Genomic DNA, 20,170 nt, shown 5'->3' with positions numbered 1-20,170 from the left:
CAAGCGCCGGCCGAGCCGATCGTCAGGCTTCGGCAGGCGCGGCCTGCGCCCGGTGATGGCTCGCCCGGAACAGCGTGCGGGTATAGTCATGCTGCATGTCGCCGGCGCGCAGCTGTTCGCGCGTCAGCGTTTCGACCGTCCGGGCATTCTGCATCACCATCAGCCGGTCGCACATATAGGAAATGACTGCGAGATCATGGCTGACGATGATGAAGGTCAGCTTCAGCTCCTGGCGCAAGCGGTTGAGGAGGTTGAGGATTTCGGCCTGCACCGAAACATCGAGCGCCGAGGTCGGCTCATCGAGCAGCAACACGCTCGGGGCGAGCGACAGGGCGCGGGCGATCGCCACCCGCTGGCGCTGGCCGCCGGAAAGCTCATGCGGGAAACGGAAGCGGTGCGCCGCCGTCAGCCCGATCATCTCCAGCAGCTCAACCGTACGGGCATCCACGTCAGGCAGACGGTTGATCAGCATTGGCTCCGCGATGGCCTGGCCGATCGTGTAGCGCGGATGCAGCGAGGCATAGGGGTCCTGGAACACCATCTGCGCCACGCGCACGAGATCCTTCCGCCGCCCCCGGCGCAGGTCGATGCCCGCAATGCTGATATCGCCGGTCCACTGGCGATTGAGCCCCATGACAGTGCGCAGCACCGTCGACTTGCCCGAACCGCTTTCCCCGACCAGCCCGAAGCTCTCGCCGCTCTCCACGGCAAGGCTGACATCCTGCACGGCGACGGCGCTGCCGAAACGGACGCCGAGATTGTCGATACGGATCATGGGCGTGCCTCTCCCCAGCTTGCCGCGCGCGCAAGGATCGGCAGCGGCGTCAGCGGCCCATCGATGGCGGGCAGGCAGGCGAGCAGGCCCTGCGTATAGGGATGCGCCGCCTCGTGCATGCGCCGCGCATCCAGCGTCTCGACGATACGGCCGGCATACATGACCAGCACCCGGTCGCAGAAGCGCGAGACGAGGTTGAGATCGTGGCTGATGAAGACGAGGCCCATGCCGCGGCGCCTGACCAGCTCGTCCATGATCTCGAGCACCTGCGCCTGCACGGTGACGTCGAGGGCGGAGGTCGGTTCGTCGGCGATCAGCAGTTCCGGCTCGCGCACCACCATCATGGCGATCATCACCCGCTGGCCCATGCCGCCGGAGAGTTCGTGCGGATAGAGGTCGTAGACGCGCTCCGGTGCACGGATATGCACCGCCTCCAGTATCTCGAGCACCTTCCGGCGCACCTTTGCACGCGGCAGCGAGCGGTCGCCGAGCCGGATCGCCTCGGCGATCTGCGCGCCGACGCGCATGACGGGGTTGAGCGAGAATTTCGGGTCCTGCAGGATCATGCCCATGCGGTTGCCGCGCAGCTGCCGACGCACGCGCGGCGAGGCCGTCAGGAGATCGATGCCCGCAAACGACATGGCGTCGGCGGCGACATGGGCATGGCCGGGCAGAACCCCCATCAGCGCACGGCTGGACAGGCTCTTGCCCGAGCCGCTTTCGCCGACGATGCCGAGCTTTTCCCGGCCGACCTCGAAGGAGACGCCCTTGACCGCCTCGATCGTCGCGCCGCCCTCGCCGGCAAAGGCGATGCGCAGGTTCTTCACGGTGACGAGCGGGTCGCTCATGCGCGCCTCCTCAGATGCGGGTCGAGCAGGTCGCGCATGGCGTCGCCCAGAAGATTGAAGCCGAGGCTGACGACGAAGATCGCAAAGCCGGGCATGGTCGCCACCCACCACTGGTCGAAGATGAACTTGCGGCCGGTCGAGATCATCGCGCCCCATTCCGGCAGCGGCGGCTGGGCGCCGAGGCCAATGAAGCCGAGGCCGGCGGCCGTCAGGATGATGCCGGCCATGTCGAGCGTCATGCGCACGATCACCGAGGAAAGGCACATGGGCATGATGTGGCGGAAGACGATGCGGAATTCCGAACCGCCGGCAAGGCGCACGGCATTGACATAGTCGCTGTCGCGCACAATCAGCGCTTCGGCCCGCGCCAGCCGCGCATAGGGCGGCCAGGCGGTGAGCGTGATCGCCAGTGCCGCATTGACGATGCCCGGCCCGAGCGCCGCGACGAAGGCGAGTGCCAGCAGGAGTTTCGGAACCGCCAGGAAAACGTCGGTGATGCGCATGAAGACCGCATCCACCCAGCCACCCGCCGTTCCCGCCACGGCACCGATAACAAGACCGATCGGCGCGGATGTCGCCACGACCAGGCCGACGATGAGCAGGGTCAGCCGGGCGCCGTAGAGAATGCGGGAGAAAATGTCGCGGCCGAGCTCGTCCGTGCCGAGCCAGTTCTGCGCGCTTGGCGGCGAGAGGCGGCGCACGAGATCGGGAAGGTAGGGATCGTGCGGGGCAAGCAGCGGCGCGAGGATCGCGCTGGCCAGCAGCACGCCAAGGATGGCAAGGCCGATCATGCCGAGCGGATTGCGCGCAAAGCGGCGGGAGAACCTGCCGAATTCGCCGAGGCGTGCACGCCTTAACTGTCGGCGGCTGTCGGCGTGGGTGGGATTGGCGGTGGTCATGGCGGCCTCCTACCGGCGGCGAAGGTTGGAGCGCGGATCGAGCATCTGGTAGACGACGTCCGAGACCATGTTGAGCAGGATGAATACGGCACCGACCAGCACCGTGCCGCCGAGCACGGCATTGATATCGGCCCGGAAGAGCGAGGAGGCGATGTAGTTGCCGATGCCGGGCCAGGCGAAGACCGTCTCGACGAGCACCGAGCCTTCCAGCAGACCGCCATAGGAGAGCGCGATCACGGTGACGAGCGGGATCGCGGCGTTGCGCAGGGCATGCAGCATCACCGCCCGGTACTCCGTCGCGCCCTTGAGACGGGCCGTCAGCACATATTCGCGCGAAAGCTGGTCGAGCATCATGGAGCGCGTCATGCGCGAGATGTAGGCAAGACTGTAGTAGCCGAGCAGCGCGGCCGGCAGCACGATATGGCTGAGGGCGTTGCCGAACACCTCCCATTCGCCGGCAATCAGGGAATCGATCAGCAGCGATCCCGTCACCGGCGTGACGATACCTTGAAAGAAGACGTCGATCTGGCCCGGACCGGAGACCCAGTCGAGCCGGGAATAGAAGACGAAGAGGCCGACCAGCCCGAGCCAGAAGATCGGTACCGAATAGCCGATGAGGCCGATGAAGCGGATGAGGTAGTCCGGCCAGCGATCATGCCAGTAGGCGGCGGCGACACCGGCCGGCACGCCGACCAGCGTGCCGATCAGAAGGCCGAGCGTCGCCAGTTCCAGCGTCGCGGGGAAGAAGCCGGCGAGATCCGACAGGACCGGCCGGTTGGTGACGAAGGAGGTACCGAAATCGCCCTGCACCAGCTTGCCGGCATAGAGCAGGAACTGCTGCCAGAGCGGCTTGTCCAGCCCCATTTCGAGGAAGACGCGCTGATAGACCTCCTCGCTCGCCTTCTGCCCGACCACGGAGAGCACCGGATCGATCGGCACAAGACGGCCGATGCAGAAGGTGAGCGCAACGAGACCGAGGAGCGTGATGCCCACGGTCAGGACGAGGGTGACGATCCGGCCGGTAAAACCGAGGACCCGCTGGAATAGAACTGCCGGCACGAACCCCTCCGGTTTGATTGCCTTGAACCCGCCTTCGACCACGGCCAGGCCGAGCCTGTCGTGGCCGAAGCCCAGATCCTACGCCTACTTGCTGACGTTCCAGTAGCGGTCGTCGGAGAAGGTCTGGCCGAGGACCAGGCCCTTCAGCGAGCTCTTCACCCCGACCTTGCGCACCTGCTGGAACATGTAGAGGAAGGGCGAGGTATCGGTATGGGTCTTCTGCAGCGCCTCGTACATCGCCCGGCGCTTGTCCGTGTCCTGCTCGCGCACCGCGGCCATCGCATCCTGCGACAGTTTTCCGGCATCCCAACCGAAGCGGTCGGCAAGCCCGGTGGAGCCGTCCGGTGCGTCCTTCTGATTGACGGCGAAGGCCTTGCCGTTGGAATGCGGGTCCGGATAATCCGGTCCCCACAGGCCGAACCAGATATCGAGGCTCGCAGAGCGGTAACGCTCCAGCCATTGCTGGCCATCGACCACTTCGAGGTTCAGCTTGACACCGGCCTGCGCCATGGTCGCCTGGATGGCCTGGGCGAAATCCGTGTAGGGCGGCGTGTTCCAGACGACGGAATCCAGCGTGAATTCGCCGGAGACACCGGCCTCGCCAAGTAGCGCCTTGGCCTTCTCGATGTCGAGCTTGTAGGGCTTGTAGTCGATCGCCCCGAGGAAGCCCTTCGGCACCAGCGTCTGGTGCACCTCCATCGTGCCGCGCGAGATCGTGTCGGCAATGCCCTGATAGTCCACGAGATATTTCAGCGCCTCGACGACCTTCGGCTTGGCGAGGTACTCGTTCCGCACGTTGAGGCCCATATAGTAGATGGTGCCTGAAACGCCTTCGACGAAGCCGACATCCGGATTGCCTTCCAGCGCTCCGAAATCGTCCGGGCCAAGCTTGTTGGCGATATCGATGTCACCCTTTTCGAGCAGCAGGCGCTGGGCGGCGCTTTCCGGAATGTGCTGGAGGAAGATGCGCTCCAGGCCACCGCTTTCGCCGGTATAGTTGGGGTTGCGGGTCAGCATGATCGACTGTTTCGGCTCCCAGCGCGTCAGCACATAGGGGCCGGAGCCGGCGGAATTCTCCGACTTCAGCCAGGCATTGCCGAAGTCGCCGTTCACCTCGTGCTCCTGCACCAGCTTGGAATCGACGATACCGCCGACATAGGAGGAGAGGCAGTAATAAAGGAAAGACGGTGCATAGGTATCGCCGATCTCGATGACCAGCGTCCTGTCGTCGGTCGCCTTGATGCGGTCCTTGACGTTTTCCGGCGAGAAACCGAACTGGGTCAGGATGAAGGCGGAGCGCGACTTCATGGCGACGACGCGGCGCAGCGAATATTCGGCATCTTTCGCCGTCACCGGATTGCCGGAGGCGAATTTCAGGCCGGAGCGCATCTTGAACGTATAGGTCTTGCCGTCTTCGGAGGCCGTCCAGCTCTCCGCGAGCACACCGATGATCTTGCTGGAATCATCCGGCGCCACGCTTACCAGCGGCTGGTAGATCTGGTTCGCCGCCAGCACGCCGCCCACCTCCGAGACTTCGCCCGGATCCAGCGTGATGATGTCGTCGATGGCGTCGGCCACGACGAGCGTGTTCTTCGGCGTTTCGGCAAGGGCGCTGGTCGATGCCAGTGCCAGTGCGATCATCGCGCCGCCAATCAGTCTTTCTATACGCATGTTTCCTCCTCCAGCCGGGCAGAATGTCCTGCCGCCGGCCGCTCCCGCGTTGCCGTTCGTGAAATGCGCCCGCCCCATGATCCCGTCCGCGTTTCGGGCGCGGAACCGGCGAGGCGGCCTCCCCAAATCGAGCGGCCTCCACCGCACCTCTCAAAAACTTTAGTCAGGCTAAAGTTTTTGAGAGGTGCTTGTCAATCGATTTTGCGAGAATCCCTGCAAAGAATTGAAAGCACCCACCGTCAGCGCTCCGGGATGATCCGCGTCGTGCCGACCCAGAGTTCCCGCGCCTCGACGGCGCCGACATTGCGCGCCCGGTGCGGCAGGGAGGAGGGAAAATGCAACGTATCGCCCGCCTTCAGCAGATAGTTCCGGTCGCCGACTTCGTAGAGCATCTCGCCCTCGATGAGATAGAGGAAGTCCTCGCCCTCGTGGCGCGTCAGCTCCGAGACATAGCCGGGTGGCATATGGGTGATGCAGCTGTTCAGCCGGGCATCGGGAAAGCCGCGCTGCAGGATCTGATAGACCCGCTCCTCCGCATCGATGCTGCAGCCTTGCCGTTCACTCGCCCGCGAGACCATGGAATGGGCGGGCTGGGGGTTTTGCGGCAGAAAAGCCTCAATGCTGATGCCGAGCGTATTGGCGACATTGTAGAGCGAGATCAGCGAGGGGGTGGAAAGTCCGCGCTCGATCTGGCTGATGAAGCCTTCGCTGAGCCCGGCCTCCTGCGCCACCTCCTTCATCGTCTTGCCGATCTCCTTGCGCCGCTGACGCAGCGCGCGGCCGAGCGAGGTCGCGGAGGGCGGTTGGGCCAGGGAACCGGCGCCCGCCTCCGGCGCCTCCCGTTCATCGAAATTCATGCCGTCTTTCCGCACTGTGCCATCATCATCGCACACTTTAGTATCACTAAAGTTCATTGCGCAAGCGGGAAATTGACGAAAACCGAGGAACGCGAAACAACGAGGATATGCCGGCAGGACCGGAGCTCGCCCCTGTCAGAGCCAGCCGTTCTTGCGGAACCGCCAGTACAGGAACAGGCAGGTCGCACCGATCGCTGACAGCACCATGGGGTAGCCGTATTGCATGCGCAGTTCGGGCATGTCGCTGAAGTTCATGCCATAGATGCCGGCAAGCGCGGTCGGCACGGCGAGGATCGCCGCCCATGAGGCCAGCTTCTTGGAGATTGCCGTTTCCTGGCTCTGGCCGACCAGCAAGCTCGCCTCGAAGGCGAAGGCCAGCACCTCGCGCAGGCTGTCGATCTTTTCCTGCACGGTGCGGATGTGATCGGTGACGTCGCGAAACAGCGGGTGCATGGCCTGCTGGATCTGCGGCAAGTCCGAGCTCGTCAGCCGCCGGCAGACCTCGACCAGCGGCAGCGCGGCATTGCGCAGCCGGAGCAGGTCGCGACGCATCATGTAGAGGCGCTCGATATCGCCCGCCGTCATCGGCTTGATCAGCACCTTGTCCTCGATTTCCTCGACCTCGTCTTCGAGTTGCTCCAGCACGGGCATGTAATTGTCGACGATGAAATCGAGAATGGCGTAGAGGACGAAATCCTCCCCCTTGGCCAGCGAATGAGGGCAACTCTCCCAATGCTGGCGGACCGAGGCGTAGGAGGTTGACGGGCCATGGCGCACGCTGACGATATAGCCCTTGCCGACGAAAAGATGCGTTTCACCGAAGATCACGCGGCGGTCGATCAGTTGCGCCGTGCGCGCCACGATGAACAGCGCGTCGCCATACTGCTCCAGCTTGGGTCGCTGGTGCGGGTGCTCGGCATCCTCGATCGCTAGATCATGCAGGTTGAATTGCGCCTGAACGCGCAGGAGAAGCTCGCGGCTGGGCTCCAGCAGCCCGATCCAGACGACATGGCCATCCTTGGCCGCCCATTCGCCGGCCTCTTCGATGGTGATATCGGCGATCCGCCTGCCGGCGGTGTAGACGCTGGAGGCAACGATCCCGGCCTCGGCCGGGGCTGGCGTGAACTTGCGGACATGATCCATCAGCACCTCCCGGTCGCGACCGCCGTCCCTCAAAGAACGCACTCGCACCACCAATCTAGCGCACTTTCGCCGCCGGTTCGAGGGTGGTTGTCGCAACAGGAGCAATCCGTTGAACGGACGTTTCAGCGATACGTTCAACGGGCACAGCCGAGCCGCAGGTGGAGACCGCACCGCCTCGGAAACCCGTGTTGCAGCGCTTCAGGGCGGGTCGAATTTCACCATCGTGCCGCCGCCGGTGGCCTGGTCCGTCGGGAAGACCTCGATGCGGGCGACGTCGACATGGGCAGGCAGTGCAATGACGTCATGGACGATCTGCGCAATGTTTTCCGGCTGGATGGGACGGTAACCGTCATAGAGCACGGCATTCGCCTGGCCGCCGGGAAGCGAGGTGCGGTAGAGCGCCGTCTGGACGCGGCCGGGCACGATCTCGCTCACCCGCACGCCGGTGCCGAGGAGATCGCAGCGCAGGTTGTCGCAAAACAGGCTGAGACCCGCCTTCGAGGCACCATACGCGCCCATGTTCGGATAGGGTGCCTGACCGCCGCTCGAACCGATATAGAGGAGATGGCCGCGCTTGCGCGCCACCATGCCGGGCAGGAACACTCGCGTCAGCTGCATCGGCGCCTTGAGATTGACGTCGATCATCGCGTCGATCTCGGCGGGGTCGATGTCCTGGAAAGCCGCGCGGGTCGAGAGGATACCGGCATTGTTGACGAGGATGTCGACCGCGACGCCGGCCAGCACTTCGGCGATGCGCGCCGTATCGCGCACGTCCGCCTCGACAGGGATCGCTCCGCAGCGTTCCGCAAGCCCGGCAAGCGCTGCCGCGTTGCGGCCGATGGCATAGACCGTCAGTCCCCGCCCCCGCAGCATCGGCACGATGGCCTCGCCGATGCCGCTGGTCGCGCCGGTGACCACGGCGACGCGGTTAGCGTCAGACATAGATGTAGCCCCCGCTGATCACGACATTCTCGCCCGTCGCATAGGTGTTGCGGCTGGAGGCCATCATGACGATCCACTCGGCCATTTCTACCGGCTCCGCCGCCCGGCCGAGCGCGCTTGCCCTGGCAAGCTCCGGCAGGAAGCCGAGCTCCCTGGCCCGATCGGTGGCAAAGCCGGCCGGCGCGACGGAGTTCACGAGAATCTGGTCCTTGGCGCATTCCTGGGCGAAGGATTTGGTGAGGCTGACGACCGCCGCCTTGGTGGCGGCATAGTGGGCATTCTGCGGGTGCGCCTTGAAGGCATCGACCGAGGTGACGTTGACGATACGGCCGGTCACCTCCGGCAGGGTCACGAAGCGGCGCATGTGGCGTACCGCCGCGACCATCATATGATAGGTGCCCTTGATGTTGATGGCGTTTTCCAGGTCCCAGTCCTCGTCGGTGATCTCGAGGATGGGCTTGCGCGGATAGATGGCCGCACTGTTGACGAGGGCATGGACACGGCCGAGCTTTTCCGCAACTGCCTCGAAGCCGCCATGCGCCGTCTCGGCCCGGGAAATGTCGGCGACGGCAGTCGCCACCTCAGCGCCCATCGCCGACAGCGTTGCCGCGGAGGAGGCAAGCAGCGCTTCGTTGCGGTCGACAAGGCCGATCTTCGCAGCACCGCGCTCGACCATCAGCCGGGCCGTGACGAAACCGAGACCCGAAGCGCCGCCGACGATGACAACAGACTGATCCTGCATGCTTCATCTCCCCCGCAATTTTCGCGGCAACGCTATATTGGTATGTTATCACTTATATGCTAACTTTATCGAAATGCAAGCTGCCCCCGGAGTTCGCCGCAGGCGCGCTTCCTCTGGGGAAGCCTGCGACATATGATATCTGATACCTGAAAACCCGGGAAAGGCTGGATCGGCATGTCGATCATCACGCAGCGCGGCAACCTCGCAGAGATCGTTGTCGCCAGGCTCGCCGAGCGGATCGACTCGGGCCTCTATCCACCCGGCGAAAAGATTCCGTCGAGCGCCCAGCTGTGCGAGGAGTTCGGCGTCTCCCGCACCGTCATCCGCGAGGCACTGGCTTCGCTCAAGGTTGCCGGCCGCGTCATCGCGCGGCAGGGCGCCGGCGTCTATGTCACGGAGAAGGACACGCGGGCGCTGAACTTCGAGATCAGCCGCATCGACGACATCCGCTCGGCCATGCAGATCCTCGAGCTGCGGCTCGGCGTCGAAATGCAGGCCGTGGCACTGGCCGCCCAGCGGCGCACCCCGGAAGCCCTCGCGGAGATCGCCCGCGCCTTCGACCATATCGAGACACTCAACACGAACGATGCCGAGATCGAGGCGCGCGCCGATTTCGAATTTCACCTCGCCATCGCCAAGGCGACGCGCAACCCGCATTTCCCGCGTTTCCTCGAAGCCGTGATGGGCGAGATCAATCTCGACCTTGTTCTCAAGCACCGCCAGTCCGGCCCTGCCTCGAAGGCCTATCTGAAGAAGATCAACCGGGAGCACGCCGCCATCCTCGCCGCGATCACCCAAGGCGATCCCAAGGCCGCCAAGCAGGCGCTGGTCGCCCATCTGGAGGAAAGCCTCAACCGCTATCGCGCCCTCCTGGACGAGCCCGCGGGCAGCGAAGGGGACGATTGAAGGCTCGGCGCGCGCACCCTCAGATGACGGTGTCTTCCAGGAAGGGCCGGTTCGCGGCGACGCGCGCGTAGCCGAAGGGCGAGAGGTCGAGCGTGCGGAAACCTCCATAGGTGATCAGTTCGGAAAGTCCGCGCCCCATGGCCGGCGATTGCTGGAGGCCATGGCCGGAAAAACCGTTGGCAAAGAGGAAATTCTTCACCTCGACATGCGGGCCGAGGATGACGTTGTGGTCGAGCGTGCAGTAATCATAGTGGCCTGCCCAGCTGTTGACGACCTTGATCGCCTCGAAGGCCGGTACGCGGTTTGCCAGCGTTGGCCAGATTTCCGTTTCGAACTCGTCATGCATGACGGCGAAATCGGCCGGATCGACCTCCGGATCATGCTTGGGATAAGTGCCCATCAGGTAGAATTTCCCCTCGGGGCGGAAGAAGACGCCGGAAGGGTCGATGGTGAGGCCGACGCCGGGGCCGAGCGGCGTGCGGCAATCGACGACGAAGATCGAGCGGCGACGCGGCTCGACGGGAATGTCGAGACCGGCCATGCGCGCCATGACCTTGCCATTGGTGCCCGACGTGTTGACCAGCGTACCGCAGGCGATGGTCTGCCCACCCCTGATCGTCACGGAGACGATGCGGTCGCCTTCGCGGTTGATCGCCACGACCTCGTCCTCGATGTATTCGACGCCAAGCGCGCGCGCCTTCTTGCGGAACCCTTGCAGGAGGCCGACGCTGTCGAACCAGCCCTCCCCGCGTTCGCCCTTGCTGCCGAGGGTGAGGCCTTCCGTGTTCAGCCAGGCAAAGCGCCTGGTCAATCCGTCCGGGTTGAGCAGCGAGACCTCCGCACCGCAGGCGAGCTGCGTTTCATGGTTGCGGCGAAGCACGTCCGCGCCCCGCCTGTCGCCTGCCAGGAAGAGATAGCCGTTCTCGTGGAAGCCGATCTCCGGCGTGTCGGAATCGACCGCGACATTCTCCTTGAAGTTGCGGATGAATTCCGTGCCGAATTGCGAGACTTTCACGTTGATGGCATTGGAAAACTGGTGGCGGATCGAGCTGGAGGAGAGCGCGGTCGCCGATCGCTGGTAGGTCCAGTCCTTCTCGATCACCAGCACGGAGCCGGTGAAATCCGGATTGGTCGCCAGGAAATAGGCCGCTGCGCTGCCGACCACCGCGCCGCCGACGATGACGACGTCATAGGCTGTCCGAGACGCCTGCATCACCGGTCCTCGAAATGGCCGGCCGCGCAGAAGCCGCCCCCTTGGTAACGCACCGCCGGATCGTTCGGATCACCCTGTCCGGTTTCGGCAAAAACCTTGTCCGCATAGTCGTCGGCGCTGTCCTCCGGTCGGTAGCCGAGCGAGGCCGCCGTACGATTGTCCCAGAAGGCGCGGCTGTTGTTCGACATGCCGTAGGCGACCATGAAACCGACGCGTTCCGCCGAAAGGCACTTTTCGACGAGCTGGCGGCAGTCGCGGTAGGAGAGCCAGGTGATGAGATGGCGCCGGTCGGTCGGCTCCGGGAAACAGGAACCGATGCGGATGTTGACGCTCTCGATGCCGAACTTGTCGAAATAGTAGCGGCCGAGATTTTCGACAAAGGTCTTCGAAACGCCGTAAAGGCTGTCCGGCCGCGTCGGCACGTTGCCGTCGATCGTCTCGGTGCGCTCATAATAGCCGATGGCGTGCACGGAGCTGGCATAGACGATGCGCTTGACGCCGTGGCGGCGCGCCGCCTCGTAGAGGTGGTAACCGCCGGAAATGTTGCTGTCGAGGATCGTCTTCCATTCGGCCTCGAGCGGCTGGCCGCCGAGATGCACAATAGCATCGCACCCCTGCACCGCCGTACAAACCGCCTCGAAATCCGCAAGGTCGAGCGTGAAGTCCTCCTCGTGGGAAGCGAGGTTTTCGCAGGGCCTGCGGTCGGAAAGCCGCACGACCTTGCCGAGCCGCGTGCCCGACTGGCGCAGTGCCGTGCCGACCCGGCCCGCCGCGCCTGTCAACAGAACCCTTTGAAAATGCGACATGGTCTTTCCTCCAGAATCTTTTCAGTCGAAGCTGGCCACGATGGCGGACGACAAGAGCAACGGCGACCTGAGATGCCCGTCTCAGGCTTTGCCCTCCGCCTTGCCGTAAAGCGCAGCCTGTTCGCCGGTGATGTAGCCGTGTCTGACGTCATGGGCGACGGTATCGGCGGGGCGTTCGGCCGGATCGCCATATCCGCCACCGCCCGGCAGAGAAAGCACGAGGCGGCGCCCCTCCGGCACGAACTGCAGGCCCTTGCCCTTCAGCACCGTGCCATCATCCAGCGCTACACCGCCGGGCGCGCCATCAAGGCCGCCGTCGCGACCGCGGGCGGGATGACCGAGGCGATCGAACATCGCGGAAAAGCGGAAAGAAAAACCCTCGGCCGCTTCGATCTCGATCATCTGGCCGAGACCACCGCGCTGCGCACCGGCGCCACCGGAGCCCTGGCGCAGTTCCTTGCGCCAGACGATGACCGGGCCGACATTTTCCGTCGCCTCGATCGGCATTGTATGCACGCCACTCGGAAAGGCCGTCGCGTTGAGCCCGTCGAGCGCGGCGCGCGCGCCGGTGCCGCCGGAATTGAACATCAGGATTTCCGCGCCCTTGCCGCCGATCTCGTCGCTCAGCGGACGCACGCTCATATGCAGGTTCCAGAGTGCACTCGCGCCTTCCGCCGGCACCTTTCCGGGCAGTGCCTGATGCAGCGCGCCGAGCACGAGGTCCGGCACGAAATGGCCAAGCACGTGGCGCACGGCAACAGGGGCCGGACGTCTGGCATTGAGGATGCAGCCTTCGGGTGCGGCAACGTCGAAGGGCGCAAGCGAGGCGGCGTTGTTCGGAATGTCGGGCGCCACCACACATTTAATGCCGTAGCAGGCATAGGCTTTCGCATAGACCAGCGGCACATTGATGCCGAACCGGCTCATGCCCGAGGTACCGTCGAAATCGACCAGCACGCCGTCGGGACTGACGGTCAGCCTTGCGGCAAGATGCACAGGCTCGTCATAACCGTCGAGATCGAGGCTATAGGACCAGCTGCCATGCGGCAGCGCCTGCAGCCGCTCCAGCGTCGCCTCGCGGCTGTGCTTCAGGATGAAGCCGCCGATCACCGAAAGGTCTTCGAGGTTGAACTCCGTGAGCATGTCGACGAGGCGGCGGTGGCCGGTCTCGTTGCAGGCGGCCAGCGCATGGAAATCGCCGACCACCTTGTCGCTCTCACGCACATTGTTGCGCACGATATGGATGAGCGTGCGGTTCAATTCGCCGCGCTCGAAGAACTTCATGATCGGGATGAAGAGGCCTTCCTCGTAAACCTCACGCGCATCCGGCCCGAAGCCGCGACCACCGATATCCACCACATGGGCGGTGGAGGCAAAATAGCCGACAAGCCTGCCATGGTGGAAGGAGGGCGTGACGACGGTGATGTCGTGCAGGTGGCCGGTGCCCTTCCAAGGATCGTTGGTGATGTAGACATCGCCTTCGAAGATGTTCTCCGGGCCGATGTCGCGAATGAAATGGGCGACGGATTCGGCCATGGCATTGACATGGCCCGGCGTACCGGTGACGGCCTGTGCCAGCATGCGGCCTTCAAGGTCGAACACGCCGGCCGAAAGATCGCCCGCCTCGCGCACCGAGGTGGAGAAGGCCGTGCGGATCAGCGTCTGCGCCTGTTCCTCGACGACGGAGATCAGGCGGTTCCACATGACCTGCATGTGAATATCGATCATCGACCGGTTCATGCCTTCGATCCTCGATCAGGTCCGGGTGACGAGCAGGCAGCCGTCGTTCTGCACGACGGCCCTGAATGCGGCGGTGAGCACGGTGGACGTCTCGCGCTCGACGATGACGGCCGGCCCCTTGACCACGTCGCCGGGCATCAAGCTGTCCCGCTCATGAATGCCGGCATCGCGGAAGACGCCGTGCGCGGCGTCGAAGAGGCGGCGCGTCCGTGGAGGCGCCACGACGGCGCCCTCATCGACGATGGAAACCCGGGCGACGGGCGGCAGCGGGGAGCTTGCCTTGACCGACCAGCTGACGATCTCGACCGCAAGCCCCTCGATGGCGCGGCCGAAAAAGCGCTCATATTCCCTCTCGAACAGGCCCGCGATTTTCACCGCGCTTACAGCATCGAACTGCTCGACGTCGAGCGGCACCGGAATGTCCCAGCCCTGCCCCGCGTAACGCATGAAGAGCGTGCGTTCGATGACGGGCGTTCCGCGATCGAGCCCGCCTTCTACGAAGCCGAGGGCCTCCGCCTGCATGGCTGAAACCAGCACGTTCGCCGCGGCAAAATCGAATGCCGAGAGATTGAAAACGGCGCTGCGCACGGATTCGTAGCCGAACGGCGCGCGCAAAAAGCCGATGGCGGAGCCGACACCGGCACCCGGAGGTACAAGGAAAGTGGAGATGCCCATCTTCTCGCAGAGCCGCGCGGCATGCAGCGGGCCGGCGCCGCCGAAGGTGATCATGGTGAAATCGGCAATGTTCTTGCCGTTCTCGACCGTGTGGACACGGCCGGCATTGGCCATGTTCTCGTCCACCATCTCGCAGGTGCCGAAGGCGGCAGCCTCCGGATCGAGGCCGATGACGGCGCCGATATCGTCGGCCATGGCCTGCCTGCTGGCCTCGACAGAAAGCGGGATGACGCCGCCGGCGAAATTGTCGGGATCGAGCTTGCCGAGGATAAGGTCGGCATCCGTCACGGTCGGGCTCCTGCCGCCGCGCTGGTAACAGGCCGGGCCGGGCTCGGAGGCGGCGGAATGCGGGCCGACGCGGATCTGGCGCATGCCATCGACCGAGGCGATGGAGCCGCCGCCGGCACCGATCTCCACCATTTCGACGACCGGGATGGAGATCGGCATGCCGGAGCCCTTGCGGAAGCGATAGGTGCGGGCAACCTCGAAGGTCTTTGCCGTCTTCGGCACCTGGTTCTCGATCAGGCAGATCTTTGCCGTCGTGCCGCCCATGTCGAAGGAAAGCACGGTGTCGAGCCCATGGCGGCGGGCGATGTCGGCGGCGAAGATCGCCCCGCCCGCAGGGCCGGATTCGACGAGGCGAACCGGGAATTCCGCGGCGCTCTCCACCGAGACGATGCCGCCGCCGGAATGGATCATGAAGACCGGACAGGATACGCCGATCTCCTTCAGCGAGACGACGAGCCGATCGAGATAGGATTTGATCGCCGGCTTGACATAGGCATTGGCTGAGACCGTGTTGAACCGCTCGAACTCGCGCATCTGCGGCGAGACTTCGGAGGAAATCGACACGGAGACATGCGGCAGGCGCTCCAGGATCGCCGCGCGCACCGCGACCTCGTGCGCGCCGTTGGCATAGGCATGGATGAAACCGATGGCGACGCTCTCGTAGCCGCCGGCGGCAATCGCCTCGACCACGGCGGCAACGGAGGCCTCGTCCAGCGGCAGAAGCACCTTGCCGGCGGCGTTCATGCGCTCACGCACGACAAAGCGGTCGGCGCGGGATATCAGGGCCGGTGGCAGGGTAATGTTGAGATCGTACTGCTCGAACCGGTTTTCCGTGCGCATTTCCAGCACGTCGCGAAACCCCTCCGTCGTGACGAAGGCGGTCTTCGCGCCGCGCCGCTCGATCAACGCATTGGTGGCGAGCGTCGTGCCGTGGATCAGGAGGTCGATCTTGGAAAGGGCGATGCCGGCGAGATCCGCGACGGCAACGACACCTTTGAGGATCGCCTGTTCGGGCGCCGTATAGTCGGTCAGCACTTTCGTCGAATGAAGGACGCCGTCGATGTCGAGCGCGATATCCGTGAACGTACCGCCGATATCGACGCCGACCCGGCAGTTTCGCGGGCTATCCTTCACCATCGCACTCTCCACAGACGACATCCTTACAGCGCCGCACCCCTGCCGTATCTGCCGCCCGGCCCGGCCATCCAACCGCAAAGGGTATTCAATCGCAAAATGGATATATCACTTATCATACATGTGTCAACTTAAACCAACCCAGAGGCTCCGCGCAATCCAGGCTGCGACGAGCACCGTGGCGGCACTGGATCACACGATGGCAGGCTTTGGTAACGAACACGAGTCGGTGCAAGCGGCAAGCCCCGCCGACGCTCGGCCCCACGCGGTGGTGAGCCTCTCGCGGAGGTCGAAAGGACATAAAACAGGCGGTACGGATCCACCAAGCGGCCGTTCGGCGCCGCCGCGCAGATCGCCCCCGGACACATGGGCGGCACGGCAAAGCAGGAACGAAGGGGTCGGGAACGGCAGGATCCCTCTCGCCGGACCTGCTTCAGGCTAGCGGGCACGGTGATCGGTGCAGGCCTGCTGGCCTGAAGCAGGACGCCGATAGGATATCTACCTTGTGATCAAGACAGGCGATCAATTCTCACGAAGAAACATCGCCCTTGCGTCAACGATATCCGCAAGGCGCCGTCATGGGTTGTAGCCCGCCTGCACCACCGTGACCGCGATCATGTGAAAGACGTCATCGGCGTTGCAGCCACGCGAAAGATCGTTGGCGGGCTTGGCAAGGCCTTGCAGGATCGGGCCGATGGCGGTGGCGCCGCCGATGCGCTGGGCGATCTTGTAGCCGATATTGGCGGCGTCGAGATTGGGGAAGACGAAGACATTGGCCTCGCCGTGCAGCGCGGAATTGGGCGCCTTGGCGGCGCTGACGGCCTCGACGAAGGCGGTGTCGAACTGCAGTTCGCCGTCGATGACGAGGCCGGGCGCGGCGGCATGGGCGAGCCGCGTCGCCTCCACCACCTTGGAGACGCGGTCATGCGCGGCGCTGCCCGCCGTCGAGAAGGAGAGCATCGCCACCTTCGCCGGCTTGCCGGCCAAGGCTTCGAAGGAGCGCGCCGACATGACGGCGATATCGGCAAGGCCCGCGGCATCGGGATCGACCACCAGCCCGCAATCGGCGAAGACGAAGGCGCCCTTCTTCACATGATGCGCCTCGCACAGCATCATCAGGAAGAAGCTCGACACCAGGCCGGCCTCCGGCGCGCGGCCGATCGTCTGGAGCGCGGCGCGCACCGTGTCCGCGGTCGTCGCCACCGCCCCGCCCACCGTGCCGTCCGCCTCGCCCTCCCGCACCATCATGGCGGCGAAGACGAGCGGGGAGCGCGCCGCCTCGGCCGCAGCCGCTGCATCGACGCCCTTGCTCTTGCGCAGCGCATGATAGGCGGCGGCAAAGCGCGGCGTCAGCGGAGACGTTGCCGGGTCCTCGATGCGGATTTCGCCCGGGCTCGCACCGGCGGCAGCAAGCCGTTCCTCGACGATCGCACGGCTGCCGACCAGCGTAATCCCGGCGATGCCGGCGCGCACGGCCCGCAAGGCGGCTGCGACGACACGCGGGTCCTCCCCTTCGGCGAGCACGATATGGCGCGGCGCGGATTTGGCGGTTTCGAGAATGCGGTCGAGCGGTTTCATCAGGCGTGCCCCAGATAGTGAATGCCGACGAGGATGAAGACGGCGATGAAGGCGGTCTCGGCGACGATCAGCGCGACGGCGTCGCCGCCGACATCCAGCACCCGGCGCAGCGAGGTGCGCATCCCGACGGCGACGATGCCGGCGAGCAGCGCCCAGCGCGAGGTCTCCATGCCGGCCGTCGCGACCATCTCGGGCACGAGGCCGAAGGAATTGAGCGCGGCGAAGATCAGAAAGGCGACGACGAATCCGGGCAGGAGCGGCGGGCGTTTTCCCGCCTCCCCTTCCGGCTGCGGCACATTGCGCAGCGCCAGCGAATAGGTGAGCACGACCGGCGCCAGCATGGTGACGCGAATCAGCTTGACCAGCGTCGCCGTCTCGCCCGCTTCCGGCGAGACGGAAAAGCCGGCGCCGACGACCTGCGCCACGTCATGGATGGTGCCGCCGAAGAAGATGCCGGTCGCCCGCGCATCGAGCCCCATGGTCTGGGCGATGATCGGGTAGGCGATCATGGCGAGCGTCGAGAGCACGGTCACCGAGAGCACGGTGAAGATCAGGTTGCGCTCGGAAAACTCGTTTTTCGGCAACACGGCGGCAATCGCCATCGCCGCGGAGGCGCCACAGATGGCGACGGACCCGCTGGTGAGCAGCGCCAGCCGCCAGCCGCGGCCGAGCAGTTTTGCGGCAAGCAGGCCGAAGCCGATCGTCGAGACGAGGGCGGAGACGAGCAACAGGATGGTACCAGCCCCAAGCCCGATCAGGAGATCGACGCTGATGCGCACGCCGAGCAGCGCGACGCCGATCCGCAGCACATGTTTGGCGCAGAAATCGATGCCGGCGACGCAGCGCCCCTCTTCCGAGAGGAAATGGAAGGCGATGCCGAGCAGCAAGGCCATCAGCATGGCCGGCGCGCCGTAGTGATCGGAGAGGAACTGGGCGGCGACGGCCACGGCGGCGGTGACGGCGAAGCCCGGCCAATAGGCGGCAAATCCGGAGGGCATGCCCCTGAAACGGTCTTGGACGGAGGCGGCGAAGGTCATGATGTCGTTCCGGTCACTTGCGGGAAGACGGGCCCGCCCGGTTTTTCCGGGCGGGACATGGGTCGGGGAGGATCAGGCCCGCGTCTGCGGGCGCATGTCGGCGCGCTCGATACCGGCGACCGGCACCGGCTTCTTCATCGCATCACGCCGGAAGGGTTCGCCGAGTTCCTGGTTGAGGATGACCTCGACGAAGGTCGTCACGCCGCGCTTCTGGTCGGCGATGGCGGTGGAAAGCGCCTCGGTGAGGGCCGCCGGCGTATCGACGGCGACGCCCTTCAGGCCGCAGCCCTCGGCCACCTTGGCGTAGCTGAGATTGGGGTTCAGCTCCGTGCCGACGAAGTTGTTGGAATACCACAGCGTCGTGTTGCGCTTTTCCGCACCCCATTGGTAGTTGCGGAAGATCACCATGGTGATCGCCGGCCAGCCCTCGCGGCCGATCGAGCCCATCTCGTTCATCGAGATGCCGAAGGCGCCATCGCCGGCAAAGCCGACGACCGGCACATCCGGGCAGCCGATTTTTGCGCCGACGATCGACGGGAAACCGTAGCCGCAGGGGCCGAACATGCCGGGCGCCAGATATTTCCGGCCGTCCTCGAAAGTCGGATAGGCGTTGCCGATGGCGCAGTTGTTACCGATGTCGGTGGAGACGATCGCCTCCTTCGGCAGTGCGGCCTGGATCGCCCGCCAGGCCTGGCGCGGCGACATGCGGTTCGGCTCGCGGCTCCGGGCGCTCTCGTTCCATTCCGTGCCAACGTCGTCGTCCTCGTGATCCATCGAGGAGAGCTGCTGCTGCCAGGCCGAGCGGGTCTGGTGGATCGCCGCCTTGCGCTCCTCACGCCCGGCATCACCGGCGGAGGGGGAGAGCTGTTCGAGGATCTGGCCCGCCACCTGCTTGGCATCGCCGCAGATACCGACCGTCACCTTCTTGGTGAGGCCGATGCGGTCGGCATTGATGTCGACCTGGATGATCGCGGCGTTCTTCGGCCAATAGTCGATGCCGTAGCCCGGCAGGGTCGAGAAGGGATTGAGGCGTGTGCCGAGCGCCAGCACGACATCGGCCTTGGAGATCAGCTCCATCGCCGCCTTCGAGCCGTTATAGCCGAGCGGGCCGACCGACAGGCGATGGCTGCCCGGGAAGGCGTCGTTGTGCTGGTAACCGCAGCAGACCGGCGCGTCGAGCCGTTCGGCGAGCTTCATGGAGGCGCCGATCGCCCCGCCGATGACGACGCCGGCGCCATTGAGGATGACCGGGAATTTTGCTTCCGACAGCAGCTTTGCCGCCTCGGAAATCGCCTGCGGGCCGCCGGCCGGGCGCTCGAAGCGCACGATGGACGGCAGGTCGACGTCGATCACCTGGGTCCAGTAGTCGCGCGGGATGTTGATCTGCGCCGGGGCGCAGCCGCGCCAGGCCTTTTCGATGACGCGGTTCAGCACTTCGGGAATGCGCGAGGGATCGCGCACCTCTTCCTGGTAGCAGACCATTTCCTTGAACATCGCCATCTGGTCGACCTCCTGGAAGCCGCCCTGGCCGATCGTCTTGTTGGCCGCCTGGGGCGTCACCATCAGGAGCGGCGTGTGGTTCCAGTAGGCGGTCTTGATCGCCGTGATGAAGCCGGTGACGCCCGGGCCGTTCTGGCCGATGGCGATCGACATGGTGCCTGTCGCGCGGCTGAAACCGTCGGCCATCATGCCGGCATTGGTCTCGTGCGCGCAGTCCCAGAATTTGATGCCGGCCTTCGGGAAGAGGTCCGACACAGGCATCATGGCCGAGCCGATGATGCCGAAGGCATGTTCGAGGCCATGCATCTGCAGAACCTTGACGAAGGCTTCCTCGGTGGTCATTTTCATGGCGTGTTC

At 64.9% G+C, this 20,170-nt stretch carries 17 protein-coding genes; 1 reads left to right on the top strand and 16 read right to left on the bottom strand.

The features are described from left to right. Positions 1 to 22: 22 nt before the first annotated feature. The 9 genes from K0P03_RS26880 to K0P03_RS26840 form a co-directional block, all read right to left on the bottom strand. A complete protein-coding gene (locus K0P03_RS26880; RefSeq protein ID WP_023516143.1) occupies positions 23 to 775 on the bottom strand; it encodes an ABC transporter ATP-binding protein in 753 nt (250 codons plus the stop codon). Beyond that, positions 772 to 1,623 (bottom strand): ABC transporter ATP-binding protein, encoded by an 852-nt coding sequence (locus K0P03_RS26875; protein WP_272791159.1) that lies wholly within the window; start codon positions 1,621 to 1,623, stop codon positions 772 to 774. The genes K0P03_RS26880 and K0P03_RS26875 overlap by 4 nt, the downstream gene beginning before the upstream one ends. Then, on the bottom strand, positions 1,620 to 2,522 hold the full coding sequence (gene nikC / locus K0P03_RS26870; RefSeq protein ID WP_050744750.1) for a nickel transporter permease: 903 nt from the start codon (positions 2,520 to 2,522) through the stop codon (positions 1,620 to 1,622). Before nikC ends, K0P03_RS26875 begins: the two co-directional genes overlap by 4 nt. Before the next feature lie 9 nt (positions 2,523 to 2,531). Next, a complete protein-coding gene (locus tag K0P03_RS26865) occupies positions 2,532 to 3,581 on the bottom strand; it encodes an ABC transporter permease (protein WP_051758760.1) in 1,050 nt (349 codons plus the stop codon). Positions 3,582 to 3,665: 84 nt separating this feature from the next. Continuing rightward, positions 3,666 to 5,252, bottom strand: coding sequence for an ABC transporter substrate-binding protein (locus K0P03_RS26860; RefSeq protein WP_272791158.1), 1,587 nt, complete (start codon positions 5,250 to 5,252; stop codon positions 3,666 to 3,668). 239 nt (positions 5,253 to 5,491) lie between these two features. Beyond that, positions 5,492 to 6,109 carry a helix-turn-helix domain-containing protein gene (locus K0P03_RS26855; RefSeq protein ID WP_272791157.1) on the bottom strand — a complete coding sequence of 206 codons (618 nt, stop codon included), beginning with the start codon at positions 6,107 to 6,109 and terminating at the stop codon, positions 5,492 to 5,494. Between the two features lie 135 nt (positions 6,110 to 6,244). Further along, entirely contained in the window at positions 6,245 to 7,252 is a 1,008-nt protein-coding gene (locus K0P03_RS26850; RefSeq protein WP_050744747.1) for a magnesium and cobalt transport protein CorA, read from the bottom strand. A gap of 198 nt (positions 7,253 to 7,450) precedes the next feature. Next, positions 7,451 to 8,194 carry an SDR family oxidoreductase gene (locus K0P03_RS26845; protein WP_272791156.1) on the bottom strand — a complete coding sequence of 248 codons (744 nt, stop codon included), beginning with the start codon at positions 8,192 to 8,194 and terminating at the stop codon, positions 7,451 to 7,453. Continuing rightward, positions 8,187 to 8,936 carry an SDR family NAD(P)-dependent oxidoreductase gene (locus K0P03_RS26840; RefSeq protein ID WP_023513196.1) on the bottom strand — a complete coding sequence of 250 codons (750 nt, stop codon included), beginning with the start codon at positions 8,934 to 8,936 and terminating at the stop codon, positions 8,187 to 8,189. The genes K0P03_RS26845 and K0P03_RS26840 overlap by 8 nt, the downstream gene beginning before the upstream one ends. Positions 8,937 to 9,110: 174 nt before the next feature. Here K0P03_RS26840 and K0P03_RS26835 point away from each other — a divergent pair, with 174 nt between their 5' ends. After that, positions 9,111 to 9,842: a FadR/GntR family transcriptional regulator gene (locus tag K0P03_RS26835; protein ID WP_023513195.1), complete on the top strand. Its 732-nt coding sequence runs from the start codon at positions 9,111 to 9,113 to the stop codon at positions 9,840 to 9,842. A 19-nt stretch (positions 9,843 to 9,861) separates the two neighbouring features. Here the strand turns inward: K0P03_RS26835 and K0P03_RS26830 are convergent, their stop codons facing one another. The 7 genes from K0P03_RS26830 to xsc all read right to left on the bottom strand — a co-directional run bounded on the left by K0P03_RS26830 (position 9,862) and on the right by xsc (position 20,161). Further along, positions 9,862 to 11,055, bottom strand: a complete 1,194-nt coding sequence (locus K0P03_RS26830) for an NAD(P)/FAD-dependent oxidoreductase (RefSeq protein ID WP_272791155.1) — start codon at positions 11,053 to 11,055, stop codon at positions 9,862 to 9,864. After that, positions 11,055 to 11,861 (bottom strand): NAD-dependent epimerase/dehydratase family protein, encoded by an 807-nt coding sequence (locus K0P03_RS26825; RefSeq protein ID WP_272791154.1) that lies wholly within the window; start codon positions 11,859 to 11,861, stop codon positions 11,055 to 11,057. Before K0P03_RS26825 ends, K0P03_RS26830 begins: the two co-directional genes overlap by 1 nt. Positions 11,862 to 11,942: 81 nt before the next feature. Then, entirely contained in the window at positions 11,943 to 13,601 is a 1,659-nt protein-coding gene (locus K0P03_RS26820; RefSeq protein ID WP_272791153.1) for a hydantoinase B/oxoprolinase family protein, read from the bottom strand. 15 nt (positions 13,602 to 13,616) lie between these two features. Continuing rightward, positions 13,617 to 15,701, bottom strand: a complete 2,085-nt coding sequence (locus tag K0P03_RS26815; protein WP_272791152.1) for a hydantoinase/oxoprolinase family protein — start codon at positions 15,699 to 15,701, stop codon at positions 13,617 to 13,619. 573 nt (positions 15,702 to 16,274) lie between these two features. Then, positions 16,275 to 17,276 (bottom strand): phosphate acetyltransferase, encoded by a 1,002-nt coding sequence (gene pta, locus K0P03_RS26810; RefSeq protein WP_272791151.1) that lies wholly within the window; start codon positions 17,274 to 17,276, stop codon positions 16,275 to 16,277. Beyond that, entirely contained in the window at positions 17,276 to 18,313 is a 1,038-nt protein-coding gene (locus tag K0P03_RS26805) for a YeiH family protein (protein ID WP_443020610.1), read from the bottom strand. Before K0P03_RS26805 ends, pta begins: the two co-directional genes overlap by 1 nt. A gap of 72 nt (positions 18,314 to 18,385) precedes the next feature. Continuing rightward, positions 18,386 to 20,161 (bottom strand): sulfoacetaldehyde acetyltransferase, encoded by a 1,776-nt coding sequence (xsc, locus tag K0P03_RS26800; RefSeq protein ID WP_272791150.1) that lies wholly within the window; start codon positions 20,159 to 20,161, stop codon positions 18,386 to 18,388. Positions 20,162 to 20,170 lie beyond the last annotated feature (9 nt).

Source organism: Shinella sp. HY16, from assembly GCF_028534175.1.
GTDB lineage: Bacteria > Pseudomonadota > Alphaproteobacteria > Rhizobiales > Rhizobiaceae > Shinella.
Note: the sequence above shows the minus strand (reverse complement) of the source record. Positions and strands in the feature narration are given on the sequence as shown.

What these genes read in the sequence shown, in the direction of transcription:
- K0P03_RS26880 (WP_023516143.1), bottom strand. Translation starts at nt 775, where the DNA reads ATGATCCGTATCGACAATCTCGGCGTCCGTTTCGGCAGCGCCGTCGCC.
- K0P03_RS26875 (WP_272791159.1), bottom strand. Translation starts at nt 1,623, where the DNA reads ATGAGCGACCCGCTCGTCACCGTGAAGAACCTGCGCATCGCCTTTGCC.
- nikC (WP_050744750.1), bottom strand. Translation starts at nt 2,522, where the DNA reads ATGACCACCGCCAATCCCACCCACGCCGACAGCCGCCGACAGTTAAGG.
- K0P03_RS26860 (WP_272791158.1), bottom strand. Translation starts at nt 5,252, where the DNA reads ATGCGTATAGAAAGACTGATTGGCGGCGCGATGATCGCACTGGCACTG.
- K0P03_RS26855 (WP_272791157.1), bottom strand. Translation starts at nt 6,109, where the DNA reads ATGAATTTCGATGAACGGGAGGCGCCGGAGGCGGGCGCCGGTTCCCTG.
- K0P03_RS26850 (WP_050744747.1), bottom strand. Translation starts at nt 7,252, where the DNA reads ATGGATCATGTCCGCAAGTTCACGCCAGCCCCGGCCGAGGCCGGGATC.
- K0P03_RS26845 (WP_272791156.1), bottom strand. Translation starts at nt 8,194, where the DNA reads ATGTCTGACGCTAACCGCGTCGCCGTGGTCACCGGCGCGACCAGCGGC.
- K0P03_RS26840 (WP_023513196.1), bottom strand. Translation starts at nt 8,936, where the DNA reads ATGCAGGATCAGTCTGTTGTCATCGTCGGCGGCGCTTCGGGTCTCGGT.
- K0P03_RS26835 (WP_023513195.1), top strand. Translation starts at nt 9,111, where the DNA reads ATGTCGATCATCACGCAGCGCGGCAACCTCGCAGAGATCGTTGTCGCC.
- K0P03_RS26830 (WP_272791155.1), bottom strand. Translation starts at nt 11,055, where the DNA reads ATGCAGGCGTCTCGGACAGCCTATGACGTCGTCATCGTCGGCGGCGCG.
- K0P03_RS26825 (WP_272791154.1), bottom strand. Translation starts at nt 11,861, where the DNA reads ATGTCGCATTTTCAAAGGGTTCTGTTGACAGGCGCGGCGGGCCGGGTC.
- K0P03_RS26820 (WP_272791153.1), bottom strand. Translation starts at nt 13,601, where the DNA reads ATGAACCGGTCGATGATCGATATTCACATGCAGGTCATGTGGAACCGC.
- K0P03_RS26815 (WP_272791152.1), bottom strand. Translation starts at nt 15,701, where the DNA reads ATGGTGAAGGATAGCCCGCGAAACTGCCGGGTCGGCGTCGATATCGGC.
- pta (WP_272791151.1), bottom strand. Translation starts at nt 17,276, where the DNA reads ATGAAACCGCTCGACCGCATTCTCGAAACCGCCAAATCCGCGCCGCGC.
- K0P03_RS26805 (WP_443020610.1), bottom strand. Translation starts at nt 18,313, where the DNA reads ATGACCTTCGCCGCCTCCGTCCAAGACCGTTTCAGGGGCATGCCCTCC.
- xsc (WP_272791150.1), bottom strand. Translation starts at nt 20,161, where the DNA reads ATGAAAATGACCACCGAGGAAGCCTTCGTCAAGGTTCTGCAGATGCAT.